This window comes from Enterobacter sp. MGH120 (assembly GCF_001037725.1).
Taxonomy (GTDB): Bacteria; Pseudomonadota; Gammaproteobacteria; order Enterobacterales; family Enterobacteriaceae; genus Enterobacter; species Enterobacter hormaechei_C.
In genome coordinates this window covers 850,770-864,304 of record NZ_KQ089940.1, presented here as the reverse complement: position 1 = coordinate 864,304, position 13,535 = coordinate 850,770, and the positions used below count along the sequence as shown (strand labels likewise).

The following is a 13,535-nucleotide window of genomic DNA, read 5'->3' as shown; positions in this document are numbered from 1 at the left end:
TACTCTCCGTAACTTCTCAGGCGACCAGTTAGCGGCCGTAGCCTTTCAGGTTCGCCTTCTTCAATGCAGACTCATACTGACTGGACATCATCAGAGTTTGCACTTGAGCCATAAAGTCCATAATCACGACCACAACGATAAGCAGTGAGGTCCCACCGAAGTAGAACGGTACTTTCATTGCATCACGCATGAACTCCGGGATCAGGCAGATAAAAGTAATATAAAGCGCACCAACCAAAGTCAGGCGAGTCATTACTTTATCGATATACTTCGCCGTTTGCTCTCCCGGACGAATTCCTGGTACAAATGCACCGGACTTCTTCAGGTTATCTGCTGTTTCACGCGGGTTGAAGACCAACGCCGTGTAGAAGAAACAGAAGAAGATGATCGCAGACGCATAGAGTAACACATAAAGTGGTTGCCCAGGCTGCAAATACAGCGAAATTGTTGTCAGCCAGTTCCAACCAGTACCGCCCCCGAACCATGACGCGATGGTTGCCGGGAACAGAATAATACTGGAAGCGAAGATAGCCGGGATAACCCCCGCCATATTCACTTTCAGCGGTAAATGTGTGCTCTGTGCAGCATAGACACGACGACCCTGCTGACGTTTAGCGTAGTTCACCACAATGCGGCGTTGACCACGTTCAACGAAGACAACAAAGAACGTCACTGCAAATACTAATACTGCAACCAACAGCAACAGGAGGAAGTGCAGGTCGCCTTGACGCGCTTGCTCGATAGTATGGGCGATGGCCGGCGGGAGACCCGCAACGATACCGGCGAAGATAATGATTGAGATACCGTTACCGATACCTCGTTCAGTAATCTGTTCGCCGAGCCACATCAGGAACATGGTCCCTGTGACCAGACTTACAACAGCGGTGAAATAGAATGCAAAGCCTGGGTTTAATACCAGGCCCTGCATACCAGGCATATTCGGAAGACCGGTAGCAATACCGATCGACTGGAATATTGCCAGCACCAGAGTGCCGTAACGGGTGTACTGGCTAATCTTACGACGTCCAGACTCCCCTTCTTTCTTCAACTCTGCCAGGGCCGGATGAACGACCGTCAGCAGCTGGATAATAATCGATGCCGAAATGTACGGCATAATACCCAGTGCGAAAATAGAAGCACGGCTGAGAGCACCACCAGAGAACATGTTGAACATTTCAATGATGGTGCCTCGCTGTTGCTCAAGCAGTTTGGCAAGTACAGCGGCATCAATACCAGGGATCGGAATAAAAGAGCCAATACGGAACACAATCAGCGCGCCGATTACAAACAGCAGTCTGCGTTTCAGCTCGCCAAATCCACCTTTGGCACTTTGAAAATCTAATCCCGGTTGCTTAGCCATCTGCTACTTATTCCTCAATTTTACCGCCAGCAGCTTCGATAGCAGCACGAGCACCTTTAGTAACACGCAGGCCACGAACAGTTACCGGAGTAGAAACTTCACCAGCCAGGATCACTTTCGCGAACTCGATCTGGATACCGATAATGTTAGCCGCTTTCAGCGTGTTCAGGTCTACAACGCCGCCTTCAACTTTCGCCAGGTCAGACAAACGGATTTCCGCTGTGATCGCTGCTTTGCGAGAGGTGAAGCCGAACTTCGGCAGACGACGGTACAGTGGCATCTGGCCACCCTCGAAACCGCGACGTACGCCACCGCCAGAACGAGAATTCTGACCTTTGTGACCACGACCACCGGTTTTGCCGAGGCCAGAACCGATACCACGACCCAGGCGTTTACCCGCCTTTTTAGAGCCTTCGGCCGGAGACAGAGTATTTAAACGCATCTCTTACTCCTCAACTTTAACCATGAAGTAAACCGCGTTGACCATACCACGAACAGCAGGAGTATCCTCGCGCTCAACGGTATGACCAATACGACGCAGACCCAGGCCAAGCAGCGTTGCCTTGTGTTTCGGCAGACGACCGATTGCACTGCGGGTTTGAGTGATTTTAATAGTCTTTGCCATGGTCAATTACCCCAGAATTTCTTCAACGGATTTACCACGCTTGGCAGCGACCATTTCTGGAGAATTCATATTTTCCAGGCCATCAATAGTTGCACGAACCACGTTGATCGGGTTGGTGGAACCATATGCTTTAGCCAGAACGTTATGAACTCCAGCAACTTCCAGAACGGCGCGCATTGCACCACCGGCGATGATACCGGTACCTTCGGAAGCTGGCTGCATGAATACACGAGAACCCGTGTGAACACCTTTAACTGGGTGTTGCAGGGTACCGTTGTTCAGCGCGACGTTAATCATATTGCGACGGGCTTTTTCCATCGCTTTCTGGATCGCTGCTGGAACTTCACGCGCTTTACCGTAACCAAAACCAACGCGACCGTTACCATCACCCACTACAGTCAGAGCTGTGAAGGAGAAAATACGACCACCTTTAACGGTTTTAGATACGCGGTTTACCGCGATCAGCTTTTCCTGCAGTTCGCCAGCCTGTTTTTCGATGTGAGCCATCTTACACCTCTACCTTAGAACTGAAGGCCAGCTTCACGGGCAGCATCTGCCAGTGCCTGGACACGACCATGATATTGGAACCCGGAACGGTCAAAGGAAACATTGCTGATGCCTTTTTCCAGAGCGCGTTCAGCGACAGCTTTACCTACAGCTGCTGCGGCGTCTTTGTTACCGGTATACTTCAATTGTTCTGAGATAGCTTTTTCTACAGTAGAAGCAGCTACCAGAACTTCAGAACCGTTCGGTGCAATTACCTGTGCGTAAATATGACGCGGGGTACGATGTACCACCAGGCGAGTTGCACCCAGCTCTTTGAGCTTGCGGCGTGCGCGGGTCGCACGACGGATACGAGCAGATTTCTTATCCATAGTGTTACCTTACTTCTTCTTAGCCTCTTTGGTACGCACGACTTCGTCGGCGTAACGAACACCCTTGCCTTTATAAGGCTCAGGACGACGGTAGGCGCGCAGATCTGCTGCAACCTGACCGATCAGCTGTTTATCAGCGCCTTTCAGCACGATTTCAGTCTGAGTCGGGCATTCTGCAGTGATACCGGCCGGCAGCGGATGCTCAACAGGGTGTGAGAAGCCCAGAGACAGGCCTACTGCATTCCCTTTGATAGCTGCACGATAACCTACACCAACCAGCTGAAGCTTTTTAGTGAAGCCTTCGGTAACACCAACAACCATTGAGTTCAGCAGGGCACGCGCGGTACCAGCCTGAGCCCATCCATCCACGAAACCATCACGTGGACCGAAGGTCAGAGCGTTATCTGCATGTTTAACTTCAACAGCATTGTTGAGGGTACGAGTCAGCTCGCCGTTTTTACCTTTGATCGTAATAACCTGACCGTCGATTTTTACATCAACGCCGGCAGGAATAACGACCGGTGCTTTAGCAACACGAGACATTCTTTCCTCCGATTAGGCTACGTAGCAGATAATTTCGCCACCAAGACCAGCCTGGCGCGCTGCACGATCAGTCATAACACCTTTAGAGGTAGAAACAACTGCGATACCAAGACCAGCCATTACTTTTGGCAGCTCATCTTTTTTCTTATAGATGCGCAGGCCTGGGCGGCTGACACGCTGAATGCTTTCTACAACAGCTTTACCCTGGAAATACTTGAGAGTAAGTTCCAGTTCCGGCTTGGTGTCGCCTTCAACTTTAAAATCTTCGATAAAACCTTCTTCCTTCAGCACGTTGGCAATTGCCACTTTCAGCTTGGCGGAAGGCATGGTGACCGCAACTTTGTTCGCGGCCTGACCGTTACGGATACGGGTCAGCATATCCGCGATCGGATCTTGCATGCTCATCTGTCTTTACTCCCGTGATTCAATTGGTAATTACCAGCTAGCCTTTTTCAAGCCTGGCACTTCACCGCGCATGGCGGCTTCACGCAGTTTGATACGGCTCAACCCAAACTTGCCCACATAACCATGTGGACGACCTGTTTGACGACAGCGGTTACGCTGACGAGACGGGCTGGAATCACGCGGCAGAGACTGCAGCTTGAGAACCGCATTCCAACGATCTTCGTCGGAAGCGTTCACATCAGAAATGATCGCTTTCAGTTCAGCGCGTTTAGCGAAGAATTTATCAGCTAAAGCTACGCGCTTTACTTCGCGTGCTTTCATTGATTGCTTAGCCATTCAGTAACCCTACCTTACTTGCGGAACGGGAAGTCAAAGGCAGCCAGCAGAGCACGGCCTTCTTCATCAGATTTCGCAGTAGTGGTAATGGTAATATCCAAACCACGCACGCGGTCGACTTTATCGTAGTCGATTTCTGGGAAGATGATCTGCTCACGGACACCCATGCTGTAGTTACCACGACCGTCGAAAGACTTAGCGGACAAGCCACGGAAGTCACGGATACGTGGAACAGCAATAGTGATCAGGCGCTCAAGGAACTCCCACATGCGTTCGCCACGCAGAGTTACTTTACAGCCGATCGGATAGCCCTGACGGATTTTGAAGCCTGCAACAGATTTGCGTGCTTTGGTGATCAGCGGTTTTTGACCGGAGATTGCTGTCAGGTCAGCTGCTGCGTTATCCAGCAGTTTCTTGTCAGCGATCGCTTCACCAACACCCATGTTCAGGGTGATCTTCTCGACCCGAGGGACTTGCATGACAGAATTGTAGTTAAACTCAGTCATGAGTTTGTTAACTACTTCGTCTTTGTAGTAATCATGCAGTTTCGCCATCGTACTACTCCAAATTACTTGATAGTTTCGCTGTTAGATTTGAAGAAACGGACTTTTTTACCGTCTTCGAATCTAAAGCCTACACGGTCAGCCTTGCCGGTAGCCGCATTGAAGATTGCAACGTTAGAAACCTGAATAGCAGCTTCTTTTTCAACGATGCCGCCTGGTTGGTTCAGGGCCGGAACCGGCTTCTGATGTTTCTTAACCAGGTTAATACCTTCAACGACAAGTTTGCCGGAAGACAGAACATTTTTTACTTTACCGCGTTTACCTTTATCTTTACCGGTTAACACGATAACTTCGTCATCACGACGGATTTTCGCTGCCATGATTCGCTCCTTAGAGTACTTCTGGTGCCAGAGAGATAATTTTCATGAACTTCTCAGTACGAAGTTCACGAGTTACCGGCCCAAAGATACGCGTGCCGATAGGCTGCTCGCTGTTATTGTTTAAAATAACGCATGCATTACCATCGAAGCGAATGACAGAACCGTCAGGGCGACGAACACCCTTCTTGGTGCGCACCACTACCGCCTTCAGCACATCACCTTTTTTGACCTTACCACGTGGAATTGCTTCCTTGATGGTGATCTTGATGATGTCGCCTACGCCTGCGTAGCGACGGTGCGAGCCACCCAGAACCTTGATACACATTACGCGACGTGCACCGGAGTTGTCGGCGACGTTCAGCATAGTCTGTTCTTGGATCATTTTAGTGCTCCGCTAATGTCAACTACTACCTGAGACTCTAAAATCAGAGCCGTTAAAAAGCCCCATATCGAGGGCGCGGCATTATAACACCGCTTCTGCAATATGGGTAGAAAAAATAAACGGCTCATCGCTGAGCCGTTTATTCGTATTGAGAATGCGTACTCTATTACAGAACCGCTTTCTCTACAACGCGAACCAGCGTCCAGGACTTAGTCTTGGACAGTGGACGGCATTCACGGATTTCCACCTTGTCGCCGATACCACATTCGTTGTTCTCGTCATGTACGTGCAGTTTGGTCGTACGCTTGATGAATTTACCGTAGATCGGGTGTTTCACAAAACGTTCGATAGCTACAACAATGGATTTCTCCATTTTATCGCTAACAACACGACCTTGCAGAGTACGGATTTTATCGGTCATTACGCACCCGCCTTCTGAGTCAGTAAAGTCTTAACGCGCGCAACATTGCGACGCACTTGCTTCAGCAGGTGAGTCTGTTGCAGCTGGCCACTTGCAGCCTGCATACGCAGGTTGAACTGCTCACGCAGCAGGTTCAGCAGCTCAGCGTTCAGCTCTTCAACGCTTTTTTCACGCAGCTCTTTTGCTTTCATTACATCACCGTCTTAGTTACAAAGGTGGTTTTGATAGGCAGTTTCGCTGCTGCCAGGCCGAAGGCTTCACGGGCCAGCTCTTCCGGAACACCGTCCATTTCATAAAGGACTTTGCCCGGTTGGATCAAGGCAACCCAGTACTCCACGTTACCTTTACCTTTACCCATACGAACTTCCAGTGGCTTCTCGGTGATCGGTTTGTCCGGGAATACACGGATCCAGATCTTACCTTGACGCTTAACTGCACGGGTCATTGCACGACGTGCTGCTTCGATCTGACGTGCAGTCAGACGACCACGGCCAACAGCTTTCAGACCGAAAGTGCCGAAGCTAACATCCGTACCCTGCGCCAGACCACGGTTGCGGCCTTTGTGCACTTTACGGAATTTTGTACGCTTTGGTTGTAACATCAGCGACGCTCCTTATTTACGGCCTTTACGCTGCTGCTTTTTAGGTTGAGCAGCCGGTTTTTCCGGTTGTTCAACAGCAGCCATACCACCCAGGATCTCACCTTTGAAGATCCATACCTTAACGCCGATTACACCGTAAGTGGTGTGCGCTTCAGAGGTGTTGTAGTCGATGTCAGCACGCAGAGTGTGCAGCGGTACGCGACCTTCGCGGTACCATTCGGTACGTGCGATTTCCGCGCCGCCCAGACGGCCGCTAACTTCAACTTTGATACCTTTAGCGCCCAGACGCATTGCGTTCTGTACAGCACGCTTCATAGCACGACGGAACATAACGCGACGTTCCAGCTGAGAAGTGATGCTGTCAGCAACCAATTTAGCGTCCAGTTCAGGCTTACGAACTTCAGCGATATTGATCTGTGCAGGAACGCCAGCGATATCCGCTACGACCTTGCGCAGTTTTTCTACGTCTTCGCCTTTCTTACCGATAACGATGCCAGGGCGAGCAGTGTGAATAGTCACACGGATGCTCTTAGCTGGACGCTCGATAACGATACGAGATACAGACGCTTTAGCCAGTTCCTTAGTCAGGTACTGACGTACTTTAAAATCGCTGTCCAGGTTGTCAGCGAATTCTTTGGTGTTCGCAAACCAGGTAGAGTTCCATGGTTTTACAATACCCAGGCGAATACCATTAGGATGTACTTTCTGACCCATTGCTAGTCTCCAGAGTCTCAGCGATCGGACACAACCACAGTAATGTGGCTGGTGCGCTTCAGGATGCGATCTGCACGACCTTTCGCACGCGGCATAATGCGCTTCATGCTTGGGCCTTCATCTACGAAAATTTTCGCGACTTTCAGATCGTCGATGTCAGCGCCATCGTTGTGTTCAGCGTTAGCAATGGCAGATTCCAGTACTTTCTTGACCAATACCGCAGCTTTCTTGTTGGTATAGGTCAGGATGTCCAGGGCCTGCGACACTTTCTTACCGCGAATCAGGTCAGCAACAAGGCGAACCTTCTGTGCAGAAGAACGAGCATGGCGATGTTGAGCTAAAGTTTCCATCTCTTCCTCCTACCTTATTTCTTCTTCGCTTTTTTATCAGCAGCGTGGCCGCGATAAGTACGAGTCGGTGCGAATTCACCCAGTTTGTGACCAACCATTTCGTCGGTAACAAAGACTGGAACGTGCTGACGACCATTATGGACAGCGATGGTCAAACCGATCATGTTAGGAAAGATCGTTGAACGACGGGACCAAGTGCGCAGGGGCTTCTTGTCTCCGCTTTCCACCGCTTTCTCTACCTTCTTCAGCAAGTGCAGGTCAATAAAAGGACCTTTCTTGAGAGAACGTGGCATGGCTTATCCTCTAAAATTATTTGCTACGGCGACGTACGATAAATTTATCAGTACGCTTGTTGCTGCGGGTCTTCTTACCTTTGGTCTGAACGCCCCACGGAGTTACCGGGTGCTTACCAAAGTTACGACCTTCACCACCACCATGTGGGTGGTCGACTGGGTTCATCGCAGTACCGCGAACGGTAGGACGAACACCACGCCAGCGTGCAGCACCAGCTTTACCCAGAACGCGCAGCATATGCTCAGCATTGCCAACTTCGCCCAGAGTAGCGCGGCAGTCTGCTTCGACTTTACGCATTTCACCAGAACGCAGACGCAGGGTGACATAAGCACCGTCACGCGCAACGATCTGAACGTAAGTACCCGCGGAACGCGCCAGCTGACCGCCTTTACCTGGTTTCATTTCTACGTTATGAACGGTAGAACCAACCGGGATATTGCGCATCGGCAGGGTGTTGCCTGCTTTGATTGCAGCATCAACGCCAGACTGAATCTGGTCGCCAGCTTTCAGGCCTTTAGGGGCCAGGATGTAACGGCGTTCGCCATCTTTGTACAGAACCAGCGCGATGTTCGCGGAACGGTTCGGATCGTACTCAAGACGCTCAACAACTGCTGGGATACCGTCTTTGTTGCGTTTGAAGTCAACAATACGATAAGCCTGCTTGTGGCCACCACCGATGTGACGAGTGGTGATACGGCCATTGTTGTTACGACCACCGGATTTGCTGTTTTTTTCCAGCAACGGAGCAAAAGGTTTGCCCTTGTGCAGCTCAGGGTTAACCACTTTAACTACGTGGCGACGACCCGGAGATGTCGGTTTACATTTAACAACTGCCATTGTATTACTCCTCCGACTTACTCAGCGCCGCCAACGAAGTCCAGGTTCTGGCCTTCTTTCAGGGTGACGTAAGCTTTTTTCCAGTCGCTACGACGACCGATACGCTGTCCGTGACGTTTAACTTTCCCTTTAACTACCAGGGTGTTAACGACTTCGACTTCGACTTCAAACAGTTTCTGCACAGCAGCTTTGATCTCTGCTTTGGTCGCGTCTTTAGCAACTTTGAGAACGATGGTGTTTGTTTTTTCCATCGCAGTAGACGCTTTTTCAGAAACGTGCGGTGCGCGCAGCACCTTCAGCAGACGTTCTTCACGAATCATGCCAGCATCTCCTCAACTTGCTTAACAGCATCAGCAGTCATTACGACTTTGTCGAAGGCGATCAGGCTAACCGGGTCGATACCAGTCGCGTCGCGTACGTCAACCTTGTGCAGGTTACGCGCGGCCAGGAACAGGTTCTCGTCCAGCTCACCGGTGATGATCAGCACATCTTCCAGAGCCATGTCTTTCAGTTTCTGTGCCAGCAGCTTAGTTTTAGGCGCTTCAACAGAGAACTTCTCGACAACGATCAGACGATCCTGACGTACCAGTTCGGACAGAATGCTTTTCAGCGCGCCGCGGTACATCTTTTTGTTAACTTTTTGACTGTGGTCCTGTGGACGCGCAGCGAAGGTCACGCCACCTGAACGCCAGATCGGGCTCTTGATAGAACCTGAACGCGCACGGCCGGTACCTTTCTGGCGCCATGGCTTTTTGCCTGAACCAGTTACTTCAGCACGAGTCTTCTGAGCACGAGTACCCTGACGAGCACCAGCTGCATAAGCAACAACAACCTGGTGAACCAGCGCTTCGTTGAAATCACGACCGAAGGTAGTTTCGGAAACAGTCAGCGCGCTCTGCGCGTCTTTCAATACTAATTCCATTGCTATCCCCTTACGCCTTCACAGCTGGTTTAACGATCAGGTCGCTACCGGTTGCACCCGGGACCGCACCTTTAACCAGCAGCAGGTTGCGCTCAGCGTCAACACGTACTACGTCCAGGCTCTGAACGGTTACACGTTCGTTGCCCAGCTGACCTGCCATTTTCTTGCCTTTGAACACTTTGCCCGGAGTCTGGTTCTGACCGATAGAACCCGGAACGCGGTGAGACAAGGAGTTACCGTGAGTAGCGTCCTGGGTACGGAAGTTCCAGCGCTTAACGGTACCAGCAAAACCTTTACCTTTAGAGGTACCGGTTACGTCAACTTTTTTAACGTCAGCAAACAGCTCAACGCTAATGTCCTGACCTACGGTGAACTCTTCGCCTTCAGCAAGACGGAATTCCCACAGACCACGGCCAGCTTCAACGCCAGCTTTAGCGAAGTGACCCGCTTCTGGTTTGGTTACACGGTTAGCTTTTTTAGCACCAGTGGTAACCTGAATAGCGCGGTAGCCATCGTTAGCCAGATCTTTAACCTGAGTAACGCGGTTTGCTTCAACTTCGATTACGGTTACTGGGATAGAAACGCCATCTTCAGTGAAGATGCGGGTCATACCCACTTTTTTACCGACTAAACCAATCATTGTTTCAACCTCTCAATCGCTCGATGACCTGATTAACCCAGGCTGATCTGCACGTCTACACCGGCAGCCAGATCCAGACGCATCAGAGCATCAACGGTTTTCTCAGTTGGCTCAACGATGTCAACCAGACGCTTGTGAGTGCGGATTTCGTACTGATCACGCGCATCTTTGTTAACGTGCGGAGAGATCAGAACGGTAAAGCGCTCTTTGCGGGTCGGCAGCGGGATCGGACCACGGACTTGCGCACCAGTGCGCTTAGCAGTCTCGACGATTTCCGCGGTTGATTGATCGATCAGACGATGATCAAACGCTTTAAGGCGGATACGGATTCTTTGGTTCTGCATGAGACCAGAGCTCCAATTATTTTATAAACGAAAATGATTACTCCTCAAACCCATTACGATTGATGGGAGAGTGTAACCGTTCTTACGTAGCTCCCCAATTGGGAGCATTGTTGAGTAACAAAGTGAGCTACTCTGGTTCAGATTGAACCCGCCGTCAATTACGACAAGCCCGCGCATTATACGTAAATCAGAGAAAGACGCAAGTGCCGTTTAGAAATTAAGCGCCAAAGACGTACTATACGTAAGGCCGCGCAATTTTTTATGCAAAGTATCCCTTCTCAACTCTTTGTATGAAGCCGCTACGCAATTGCTGTTTTTACACATTGCCGGGCATGCAGATTATTACGAGTATGCGCTCAAACCATTTTGAGGCTCTCGCTATGCTACTGTCCCTCCCCTTTCTGTTGATCTATTTTGCGTTATCGGCCTTGCTTGTTCGCACCGATATCCGCACGGGGCTTCTTCCCGATAAATTTCTTTGCCCGCTGCTATGGACGGGCCTGCTCTACCAGCTTTGTCTCCATCCTGATTTTTTGCCGAGCGCGGTAGTGGGTGCGATGACAGGATATGCCGGATTCGCCATTATCTATTGGGGATACCGGCTCATCTGCCGACGTGAAGGGATGGGATATGGCGACATAAAATATCTGGCGGCGCTGGGGGCATGGCATGGCTGGTGTGTACTACCAATACTGGCATTAGTGGCCGCGTTAATGGCTCTGCTGTATCTGGTTGCTTTCTCGTTGTTTACCCCTGATAAGCAGGCATTAAAAAACCCACTGCCTTTTGGGCCATTTCTGGCGGCAGCGGGTTTATGCGTTGGCTGGGAAAGCCTGATTAACTTTCCACTTTGATCTGAGACTGAAGGTAGTTCTGTAGGCCAATTTTGCTAATGAGATCCAGTTCGGTCTCAAGCCAGTCGATGTGCCCTTCTTCATCGGCCAGGATCTGGATCATCATATCGCGGCTGACGTAGTCATGTACGCTGTCCGCATAGGCAATGGCTTCACGCAGATCTTTTGCACCCTCCAGCTCCAGCCGGAGATCAGAACGCAGCATCTCTTCGACATCTTCTCCGATGCCCAGTTTTCCGAGATCCTGTAGGTTAGGAATGCCTTCGAGGAATAAAATACGCTCAATGTATTTATCGGCGTGTTTCATTTCATCAATGGACTCATGGTATTCAACATCGTTGAGGCGAGTCAGTCCCCAGTTTTTAAACATTCTTGCATGGAGAAAATACTGATTGATTGCGACAAGCTCATTTCCCAATAATTTATTGAGATAACTTATGATTTTAACATCACCTTTCATTATATAGTCCCTCCGCTTCCACTCATTGAAGCGTAGATCGGGCTACGGGGATGTCAAAAAAAAGATAGAGGCTTACGCGATCTCTTTGAATTCCGGGATCTGCATCAGTTCGTCCTGCATGATCTCACGCGCTGCGCGAACGCATTTACCGCATTGATTTCCCACCGGAACAAACTTGCGAAGCTGCTGGAAAGATTGTGGTTGAAACTGGCGAACGGCCTGACGAATTTTTTTGTCGCTTACACCATTACATAAACAAACGTACATAAAGACTCCCGTTCAAAATATGCGCAAAGTGTAAGTGAGAATGGTTATGATTACAATAGCGCGGGCGTCGGAATACGTGGCGGGAGAAAGCAAAAAATGCGAATTTTTATGACAATGCCCCAACGGCAGAAAACAAAAAAGGACGCCGGAGCGTCCTTTTTATTTCAGGGATAATTAATTAGCCCAGAACTTTAGCAACAACGCCCGCGCCAACGGTACGGCCGCCTTCACGGATTGCGAAACGCAGACCGTCGTCCATCGCGATTGGGTGGATCAGCGTCACAACCATCTTGATGTTGTCGCCTGGCATTACCATCTCTACGCCTTCTGGCAGTTCGATGGTACCGGTCACGTCAGTTGTACGGAAGTAGAACTGTGGACGGTAGCCTTTGAAGAACGGAGTATGACGGCCGCCTTCGTCTTTGGACAGAATGTACACTTCAGATTCGAACTTGGTGTGTGGCTTGATTGAGCCTGGCTTCGCCAGAACCTGACCACGTTCGATTTCTTCACGTTTGATACCACGCAGCAGAACACCAACGTTCTCACCAGCACGGCCTTCGTCCAGCAGTTTGCGGAACATTTCAACGCCAGTACAGGTAGACTTCGCAGTCTCTTTGATACCAACGATTTCAACTTCTTCACCAACTTTGATGATACCGCGCTCTACACGACCGGTAACAACGGTACCACGACCGGAGATGGAGAATACGTCTTCGATTGGCAGCAGGAATGGCTTGTCAATCGCACGCTCTGGTTCTGGGATGTAAGAATCCAGGTAGCCAGCCAGTTCGATGATTTTCTCTTCCCACTCTGCTTCGCCTTCCAGCGCTTTCAGCGCGGAACCACGAACGATTGGAGTGTCGTCGCCTGGGAAATCGTACTGAGACAGCAGTTCACGAACTTCCATCTCTACCAGTTCCAGCAGCTCTTCGTCATCAACCATGTCACATTTGTTCAGGAACACGATGATGAAAGGAACGCCTACCTGACGACCCAGCAGGATGTGCTCACGAGTCTGAGGCATAGGGCCGTCAGTCGCAGCAACAACCAGGATCGCGCCGTCCATCTGCGCAGCACCGGTGATCATGTTTTTAACATAGTCGGCGTGGCCTGGGCAGTCTACGTGTGCGTAGTGGCGAGTCGGGGTGTCATACTCAACGTGAGAGGTGTTGATGGTGATACCACGAGCTTTTTCTTCTGGTGCGTTATCGATCTGGTCGAAAGCACGAGCAGCACCGCCGTAGGTTTTAGCCAGTACGGTAGTGATTGCAGCAGTCAGGGTAGTTTTACCATGGTCAACGTGGCCGATAGTACCAACGTTGACGTGCGGTTTTGTACGTTCAAATTTTTCTTTAGACACGGCTATATTCCTTACTATAGTGCTCTCCCCTTCGGAGAGAGCACGGGACTTAGGTTTTA

Annotated in this window: 26 protein-coding genes; 1 reads left to right on the top strand and 25 read right to left on the bottom strand. The window is 50.3% G+C overall.

From position 1 onward, the window contains the following. Nucleotides 1-28: 28 nt before the first annotated feature. The 22 genes from secY to rpsJ form a co-directional block, all read right to left on the bottom strand. The gene (gene secY / locus SK54_RS04065) at nucleotides 29-1,360 is read right to left on the bottom strand and encodes a preprotein translocase subunit SecY (protein ID WP_003863305.1); all 1,332 of its coding nucleotides are present in this window, start codon (nucleotides 1,358-1,360) and stop codon (nucleotides 29-31) included. Between the two features lie 7 nt (nucleotides 1,361-1,367). After that, the gene (gene rplO / locus SK54_RS04060; RefSeq protein ID WP_003863304.1) at nucleotides 1,368-1,802 is read right to left on the bottom strand and encodes a 50S ribosomal protein L15; all 435 of its coding nucleotides are present in this window, start codon (nucleotides 1,800-1,802) and stop codon (nucleotides 1,368-1,370) included. A 3-nt stretch (nucleotides 1,803-1,805) separates the two neighbouring features. Continuing rightward, nucleotides 1,806-1,985, bottom strand: a complete 180-nt coding sequence (rpmD, locus tag SK54_RS04055) for a 50S ribosomal protein L30 (protein ID WP_003863301.1) — start codon at nucleotides 1,983-1,985, stop codon at nucleotides 1,806-1,808. A gap of 6 nt (nucleotides 1,986-1,991) precedes the next feature. Beyond that, entirely contained in the window at nucleotides 1,992-2,492 is a 501-nt protein-coding gene (rpsE, locus tag SK54_RS04050) for a 30S ribosomal protein S5 (RefSeq protein WP_003863299.1), read from the bottom strand. A 14-nt stretch (nucleotides 2,493-2,506) separates the two neighbouring features. Next, nucleotides 2,507-2,860, bottom strand: coding sequence for a 50S ribosomal protein L18 (gene rplR / locus SK54_RS04045; protein WP_003863297.1), 354 nt, complete (start codon nucleotides 2,858-2,860; stop codon nucleotides 2,507-2,509). A 9-nt stretch (nucleotides 2,861-2,869) separates the two neighbouring features. After that, nucleotides 2,870-3,403 carry a 50S ribosomal protein L6 gene (gene rplF / locus SK54_RS04040; protein WP_006178917.1) on the bottom strand — a complete coding sequence of 178 codons (534 nt, stop codon included), beginning with the start codon at nucleotides 3,401-3,403 and terminating at the stop codon, nucleotides 2,870-2,872. Between the two features lie 12 nt (nucleotides 3,404-3,415). Further along, the gene (gene rpsH, locus SK54_RS04035) at nucleotides 3,416-3,808 is read right to left on the bottom strand and encodes a 30S ribosomal protein S8 (protein ID WP_006178918.1); all 393 of its coding nucleotides are present in this window, start codon (nucleotides 3,806-3,808) and stop codon (nucleotides 3,416-3,418) included. Between the two features lie 30 nt (nucleotides 3,809-3,838). Then, the gene (rpsN, locus tag SK54_RS04030; RefSeq protein WP_003863291.1) at nucleotides 3,839-4,144 is read right to left on the bottom strand and encodes a 30S ribosomal protein S14; all 306 of its coding nucleotides are present in this window, start codon (nucleotides 4,142-4,144) and stop codon (nucleotides 3,839-3,841) included. 14 nt (nucleotides 4,145-4,158) lie between these two features. After that, complete coding sequence (gene rplE / locus SK54_RS04025; protein WP_003863290.1) at nucleotides 4,159-4,698, bottom strand: 50S ribosomal protein L5; 540 nt, start codon at nucleotides 4,696-4,698, stop codon at nucleotides 4,159-4,161. Nucleotides 4,699-4,712: 14 nt separating this feature from the next. After that, nucleotides 4,713-5,027 carry a 50S ribosomal protein L24 gene (rplX, locus tag SK54_RS04020; RefSeq protein ID WP_003863287.1) on the bottom strand — a complete coding sequence of 105 codons (315 nt, stop codon included), beginning with the start codon at nucleotides 5,025-5,027 and terminating at the stop codon, nucleotides 4,713-4,715. A 10-nt stretch (nucleotides 5,028-5,037) separates the two neighbouring features. Then, nucleotides 5,038-5,409: a 50S ribosomal protein L14 gene (rplN, locus tag SK54_RS04015; protein ID WP_002919748.1), complete on the bottom strand. Its 372-nt coding sequence runs from the start codon at nucleotides 5,407-5,409 to the stop codon at nucleotides 5,038-5,040. A gap of 166 nt (nucleotides 5,410-5,575) precedes the next feature. Then, entirely contained in the window at nucleotides 5,576-5,830 is a 255-nt protein-coding gene (gene rpsQ, locus SK54_RS04010) for a 30S ribosomal protein S17 (RefSeq protein ID WP_002438707.1), read from the bottom strand. Beyond that, nucleotides 5,830-6,021 (bottom strand): 50S ribosomal protein L29, encoded by a 192-nt coding sequence (gene rpmC / locus SK54_RS04005; RefSeq protein WP_003863282.1) that lies wholly within the window; start codon nucleotides 6,019-6,021, stop codon nucleotides 5,830-5,832. The genes rpsQ and rpmC overlap by 1 nt, the downstream gene beginning before the upstream one ends. After that, on the bottom strand, nucleotides 6,021-6,431 hold the full coding sequence (gene rplP / locus SK54_RS04000) for a 50S ribosomal protein L16 (protein ID WP_002919759.1): 411 nt from the start codon (nucleotides 6,429-6,431) through the stop codon (nucleotides 6,021-6,023). The genes rpmC and rplP overlap by 1 nt, the downstream gene beginning before the upstream one ends. 12 nt (nucleotides 6,432-6,443) lie before the next feature. Then, nucleotides 6,444-7,145 (bottom strand): 30S ribosomal protein S3, encoded by a 702-nt coding sequence (gene rpsC, locus SK54_RS03995; RefSeq protein WP_000529945.1) that lies wholly within the window; start codon nucleotides 7,143-7,145, stop codon nucleotides 6,444-6,446. A gap of 17 nt (nucleotides 7,146-7,162) precedes the next feature. Continuing rightward, nucleotides 7,163-7,495 carry a 50S ribosomal protein L22 gene (rplV, locus tag SK54_RS03990; protein ID WP_002919773.1) on the bottom strand — a complete coding sequence of 111 codons (333 nt, stop codon included), beginning with the start codon at nucleotides 7,493-7,495 and terminating at the stop codon, nucleotides 7,163-7,165. 14 nt (nucleotides 7,496-7,509) lie between these two features. Beyond that, a complete protein-coding gene (rpsS, locus tag SK54_RS03985) occupies nucleotides 7,510-7,788 on the bottom strand; it encodes a 30S ribosomal protein S19 (RefSeq protein ID WP_001138117.1) in 279 nt (92 codons plus the stop codon). A 16-nt stretch (nucleotides 7,789-7,804) separates the two neighbouring features. Continuing rightward, nucleotides 7,805-8,626, bottom strand: coding sequence for a 50S ribosomal protein L2 (rplB, locus tag SK54_RS03980; RefSeq protein ID WP_000301859.1), 822 nt, complete (start codon nucleotides 8,624-8,626; stop codon nucleotides 7,805-7,807). 17 nt (nucleotides 8,627-8,643) lie between these two features. After that, entirely contained in the window at nucleotides 8,644-8,946 is a 303-nt protein-coding gene (gene rplW / locus SK54_RS03975; protein WP_000617546.1) for a 50S ribosomal protein L23, read from the bottom strand. Next, nucleotides 8,943-9,548: a 50S ribosomal protein L4 gene (gene rplD, locus SK54_RS03970; RefSeq protein ID WP_000424395.1), complete on the bottom strand. Its 606-nt coding sequence runs from the start codon at nucleotides 9,546-9,548 to the stop codon at nucleotides 8,943-8,945. The genes rplW and rplD overlap by 4 nt, the downstream gene beginning before the upstream one ends. A gap of 10 nt (nucleotides 9,549-9,558) precedes the next feature. Beyond that, complete coding sequence (gene rplC / locus SK54_RS03965; protein ID WP_003863274.1) at nucleotides 9,559-10,188, bottom strand: 50S ribosomal protein L3; 630 nt, start codon at nucleotides 10,186-10,188, stop codon at nucleotides 9,559-9,561. 32 nt (nucleotides 10,189-10,220) lie between these two features. Then, nucleotides 10,221-10,532, bottom strand: coding sequence for a 30S ribosomal protein S10 (gene rpsJ, locus SK54_RS03960; protein WP_001181005.1), 312 nt, complete (start codon nucleotides 10,530-10,532; stop codon nucleotides 10,221-10,223). A 380-nt stretch (nucleotides 10,533-10,912) separates the two neighbouring features. Between rpsJ and SK54_RS03955 the strand changes: the two genes are divergently transcribed. After that, complete coding sequence (locus SK54_RS03955; RefSeq protein WP_017383731.1) at nucleotides 10,913-11,386, top strand: prepilin peptidase; 474 nt, start codon at nucleotides 10,913-10,915, stop codon at nucleotides 11,384-11,386. On the opposite strand, the gene bfr is transcribed toward SK54_RS03955, so the two are convergent. The 3 genes from bfr to tuf form a co-directional block, all read right to left on the bottom strand. Further along, nucleotides 11,370-11,846 (bottom strand): bacterioferritin, encoded by a 477-nt coding sequence (gene bfr, locus SK54_RS03950; RefSeq protein ID WP_003863270.1) that lies wholly within the window; start codon nucleotides 11,844-11,846, stop codon nucleotides 11,370-11,372. The genes SK54_RS03955 and bfr overlap by 17 nt on opposite strands. Before the next feature lie 72 nt (nucleotides 11,847-11,918). Next, the gene (gene bfd, locus SK54_RS03945) at nucleotides 11,919-12,113 is read right to left on the bottom strand and encodes a bacterioferritin-associated ferredoxin (protein ID WP_003863268.1); all 195 of its coding nucleotides are present in this window, start codon (nucleotides 12,111-12,113) and stop codon (nucleotides 11,919-11,921) included. A gap of 178 nt (nucleotides 12,114-12,291) precedes the next feature. Continuing rightward, complete coding sequence (gene tuf / locus SK54_RS03940) at nucleotides 12,292-13,476, bottom strand: elongation factor Tu (RefSeq protein WP_017693880.1); 1,185 nt, start codon at nucleotides 13,474-13,476, stop codon at nucleotides 12,292-12,294. Between the last annotated feature and the right edge of the window lie 59 nt (nucleotides 13,477-13,535).

What these genes read in the sequence shown, in the direction of transcription:
- secY (WP_003863305.1), bottom strand. Translation starts at nt 1,360, where the DNA reads ATGGCTAAGCAACCGGGATTAGATTTTCAAAGTGCCAAAGGTGGATTT.
- rplO (WP_003863304.1), bottom strand. Translation starts at nt 1,802, where the DNA reads ATGCGTTTAAATACTCTGTCTCCGGCCGAAGGCTCTAAAAAGGCGGGT.
- rpmD (WP_003863301.1), bottom strand. Translation starts at nt 1,985, where the DNA reads ATGGCAAAGACTATTAAAATCACTCAAACCCGCAGTGCAATCGGTCGT.
- rpsE (WP_003863299.1), bottom strand. Translation starts at nt 2,492, where the DNA reads ATGGCTCACATCGAAAAACAGGCTGGCGAACTGCAGGAAAAGCTGATC.
- rplR (WP_003863297.1), bottom strand. Translation starts at nt 2,860, where the DNA reads ATGGATAAGAAATCTGCTCGTATCCGTCGTGCGACCCGCGCACGCCGC.
- rplF (WP_006178917.1), bottom strand. Translation starts at nt 3,403, where the DNA reads ATGTCTCGTGTTGCTAAAGCACCGGTCGTTATTCCTGCCGGCGTTGAT.
- rpsH (WP_006178918.1), bottom strand. Translation starts at nt 3,808, where the DNA reads ATGAGCATGCAAGATCCGATCGCGGATATGCTGACCCGTATCCGTAAC.
- rpsN (WP_003863291.1), bottom strand. Translation starts at nt 4,144, where the DNA reads ATGGCTAAGCAATCAATGAAAGCACGCGAAGTAAAGCGCGTAGCTTTA.
- rplE (WP_003863290.1), bottom strand. Translation starts at nt 4,698, where the DNA reads ATGGCGAAACTGCATGATTACTACAAAGACGAAGTAGTTAACAAACTC.
- rplX (WP_003863287.1), bottom strand. Translation starts at nt 5,027, where the DNA reads ATGGCAGCGAAAATCCGTCGTGATGACGAAGTTATCGTGTTAACCGGT.
- rplN (WP_002919748.1), bottom strand. Translation starts at nt 5,409, where the DNA reads ATGATCCAAGAACAGACTATGCTGAACGTCGCCGACAACTCCGGTGCA.
- rpsQ (WP_002438707.1), bottom strand. Translation starts at nt 5,830, where the DNA reads ATGACCGATAAAATCCGTACTCTGCAAGGTCGTGTTGTTAGCGATAAA.
- rpmC (WP_003863282.1), bottom strand. Translation starts at nt 6,021, where the DNA reads ATGAAAGCAAAAGAGCTGCGTGAAAAAAGCGTTGAAGAGCTGAACGCT.
- rplP (WP_002919759.1), bottom strand. Translation starts at nt 6,431, where the DNA reads ATGTTACAACCAAAGCGTACAAAATTCCGTAAAGTGCACAAAGGCCGC.
- rpsC (WP_000529945.1), bottom strand. Translation starts at nt 7,145, where the DNA reads ATGGGTCAGAAAGTACATCCTAATGGTATTCGCCTGGGTATTGTAAAA.
- rplV (WP_002919773.1), bottom strand. Translation starts at nt 7,495, where the DNA reads ATGGAAACTTTAGCTCAACATCGCCATGCTCGTTCTTCTGCACAGAAG.
- rpsS (WP_001138117.1), bottom strand. Translation starts at nt 7,788, where the DNA reads ATGCCACGTTCTCTCAAGAAAGGTCCTTTTATTGACCTGCACTTGCTG.
- rplB (WP_000301859.1), bottom strand. Translation starts at nt 8,626, where the DNA reads ATGGCAGTTGTTAAATGTAAACCGACATCTCCGGGTCGTCGCCACGTA.
- rplW (WP_000617546.1), bottom strand. Translation starts at nt 8,946, where the DNA reads ATGATTCGTGAAGAACGTCTGCTGAAGGTGCTGCGCGCACCGCACGTT.
- rplD (WP_000424395.1), bottom strand. Translation starts at nt 9,548, where the DNA reads ATGGAATTAGTATTGAAAGACGCGCAGAGCGCGCTGACTGTTTCCGAA.
- rplC (WP_003863274.1), bottom strand. Translation starts at nt 10,188, where the DNA reads ATGATTGGTTTAGTCGGTAAAAAAGTGGGTATGACCCGCATCTTCACT.
- rpsJ (WP_001181005.1), bottom strand. Translation starts at nt 10,532, where the DNA reads ATGCAGAACCAAAGAATCCGTATCCGCCTTAAAGCGTTTGATCATCGT.
- SK54_RS03955 (WP_017383731.1), top strand. Translation starts at nt 10,913, where the DNA reads ATGCTACTGTCCCTCCCCTTTCTGTTGATCTATTTTGCGTTATCGGCC.
- bfr (WP_003863270.1), bottom strand. Translation starts at nt 11,846, where the DNA reads ATGAAAGGTGATGTTAAAATCATAAGTTATCTCAATAAATTATTGGGA.
- bfd (WP_003863268.1), bottom strand. Translation starts at nt 12,113, where the DNA reads ATGTACGTTTGTTTATGTAATGGTGTAAGCGACAAAAAAATTCGTCAG.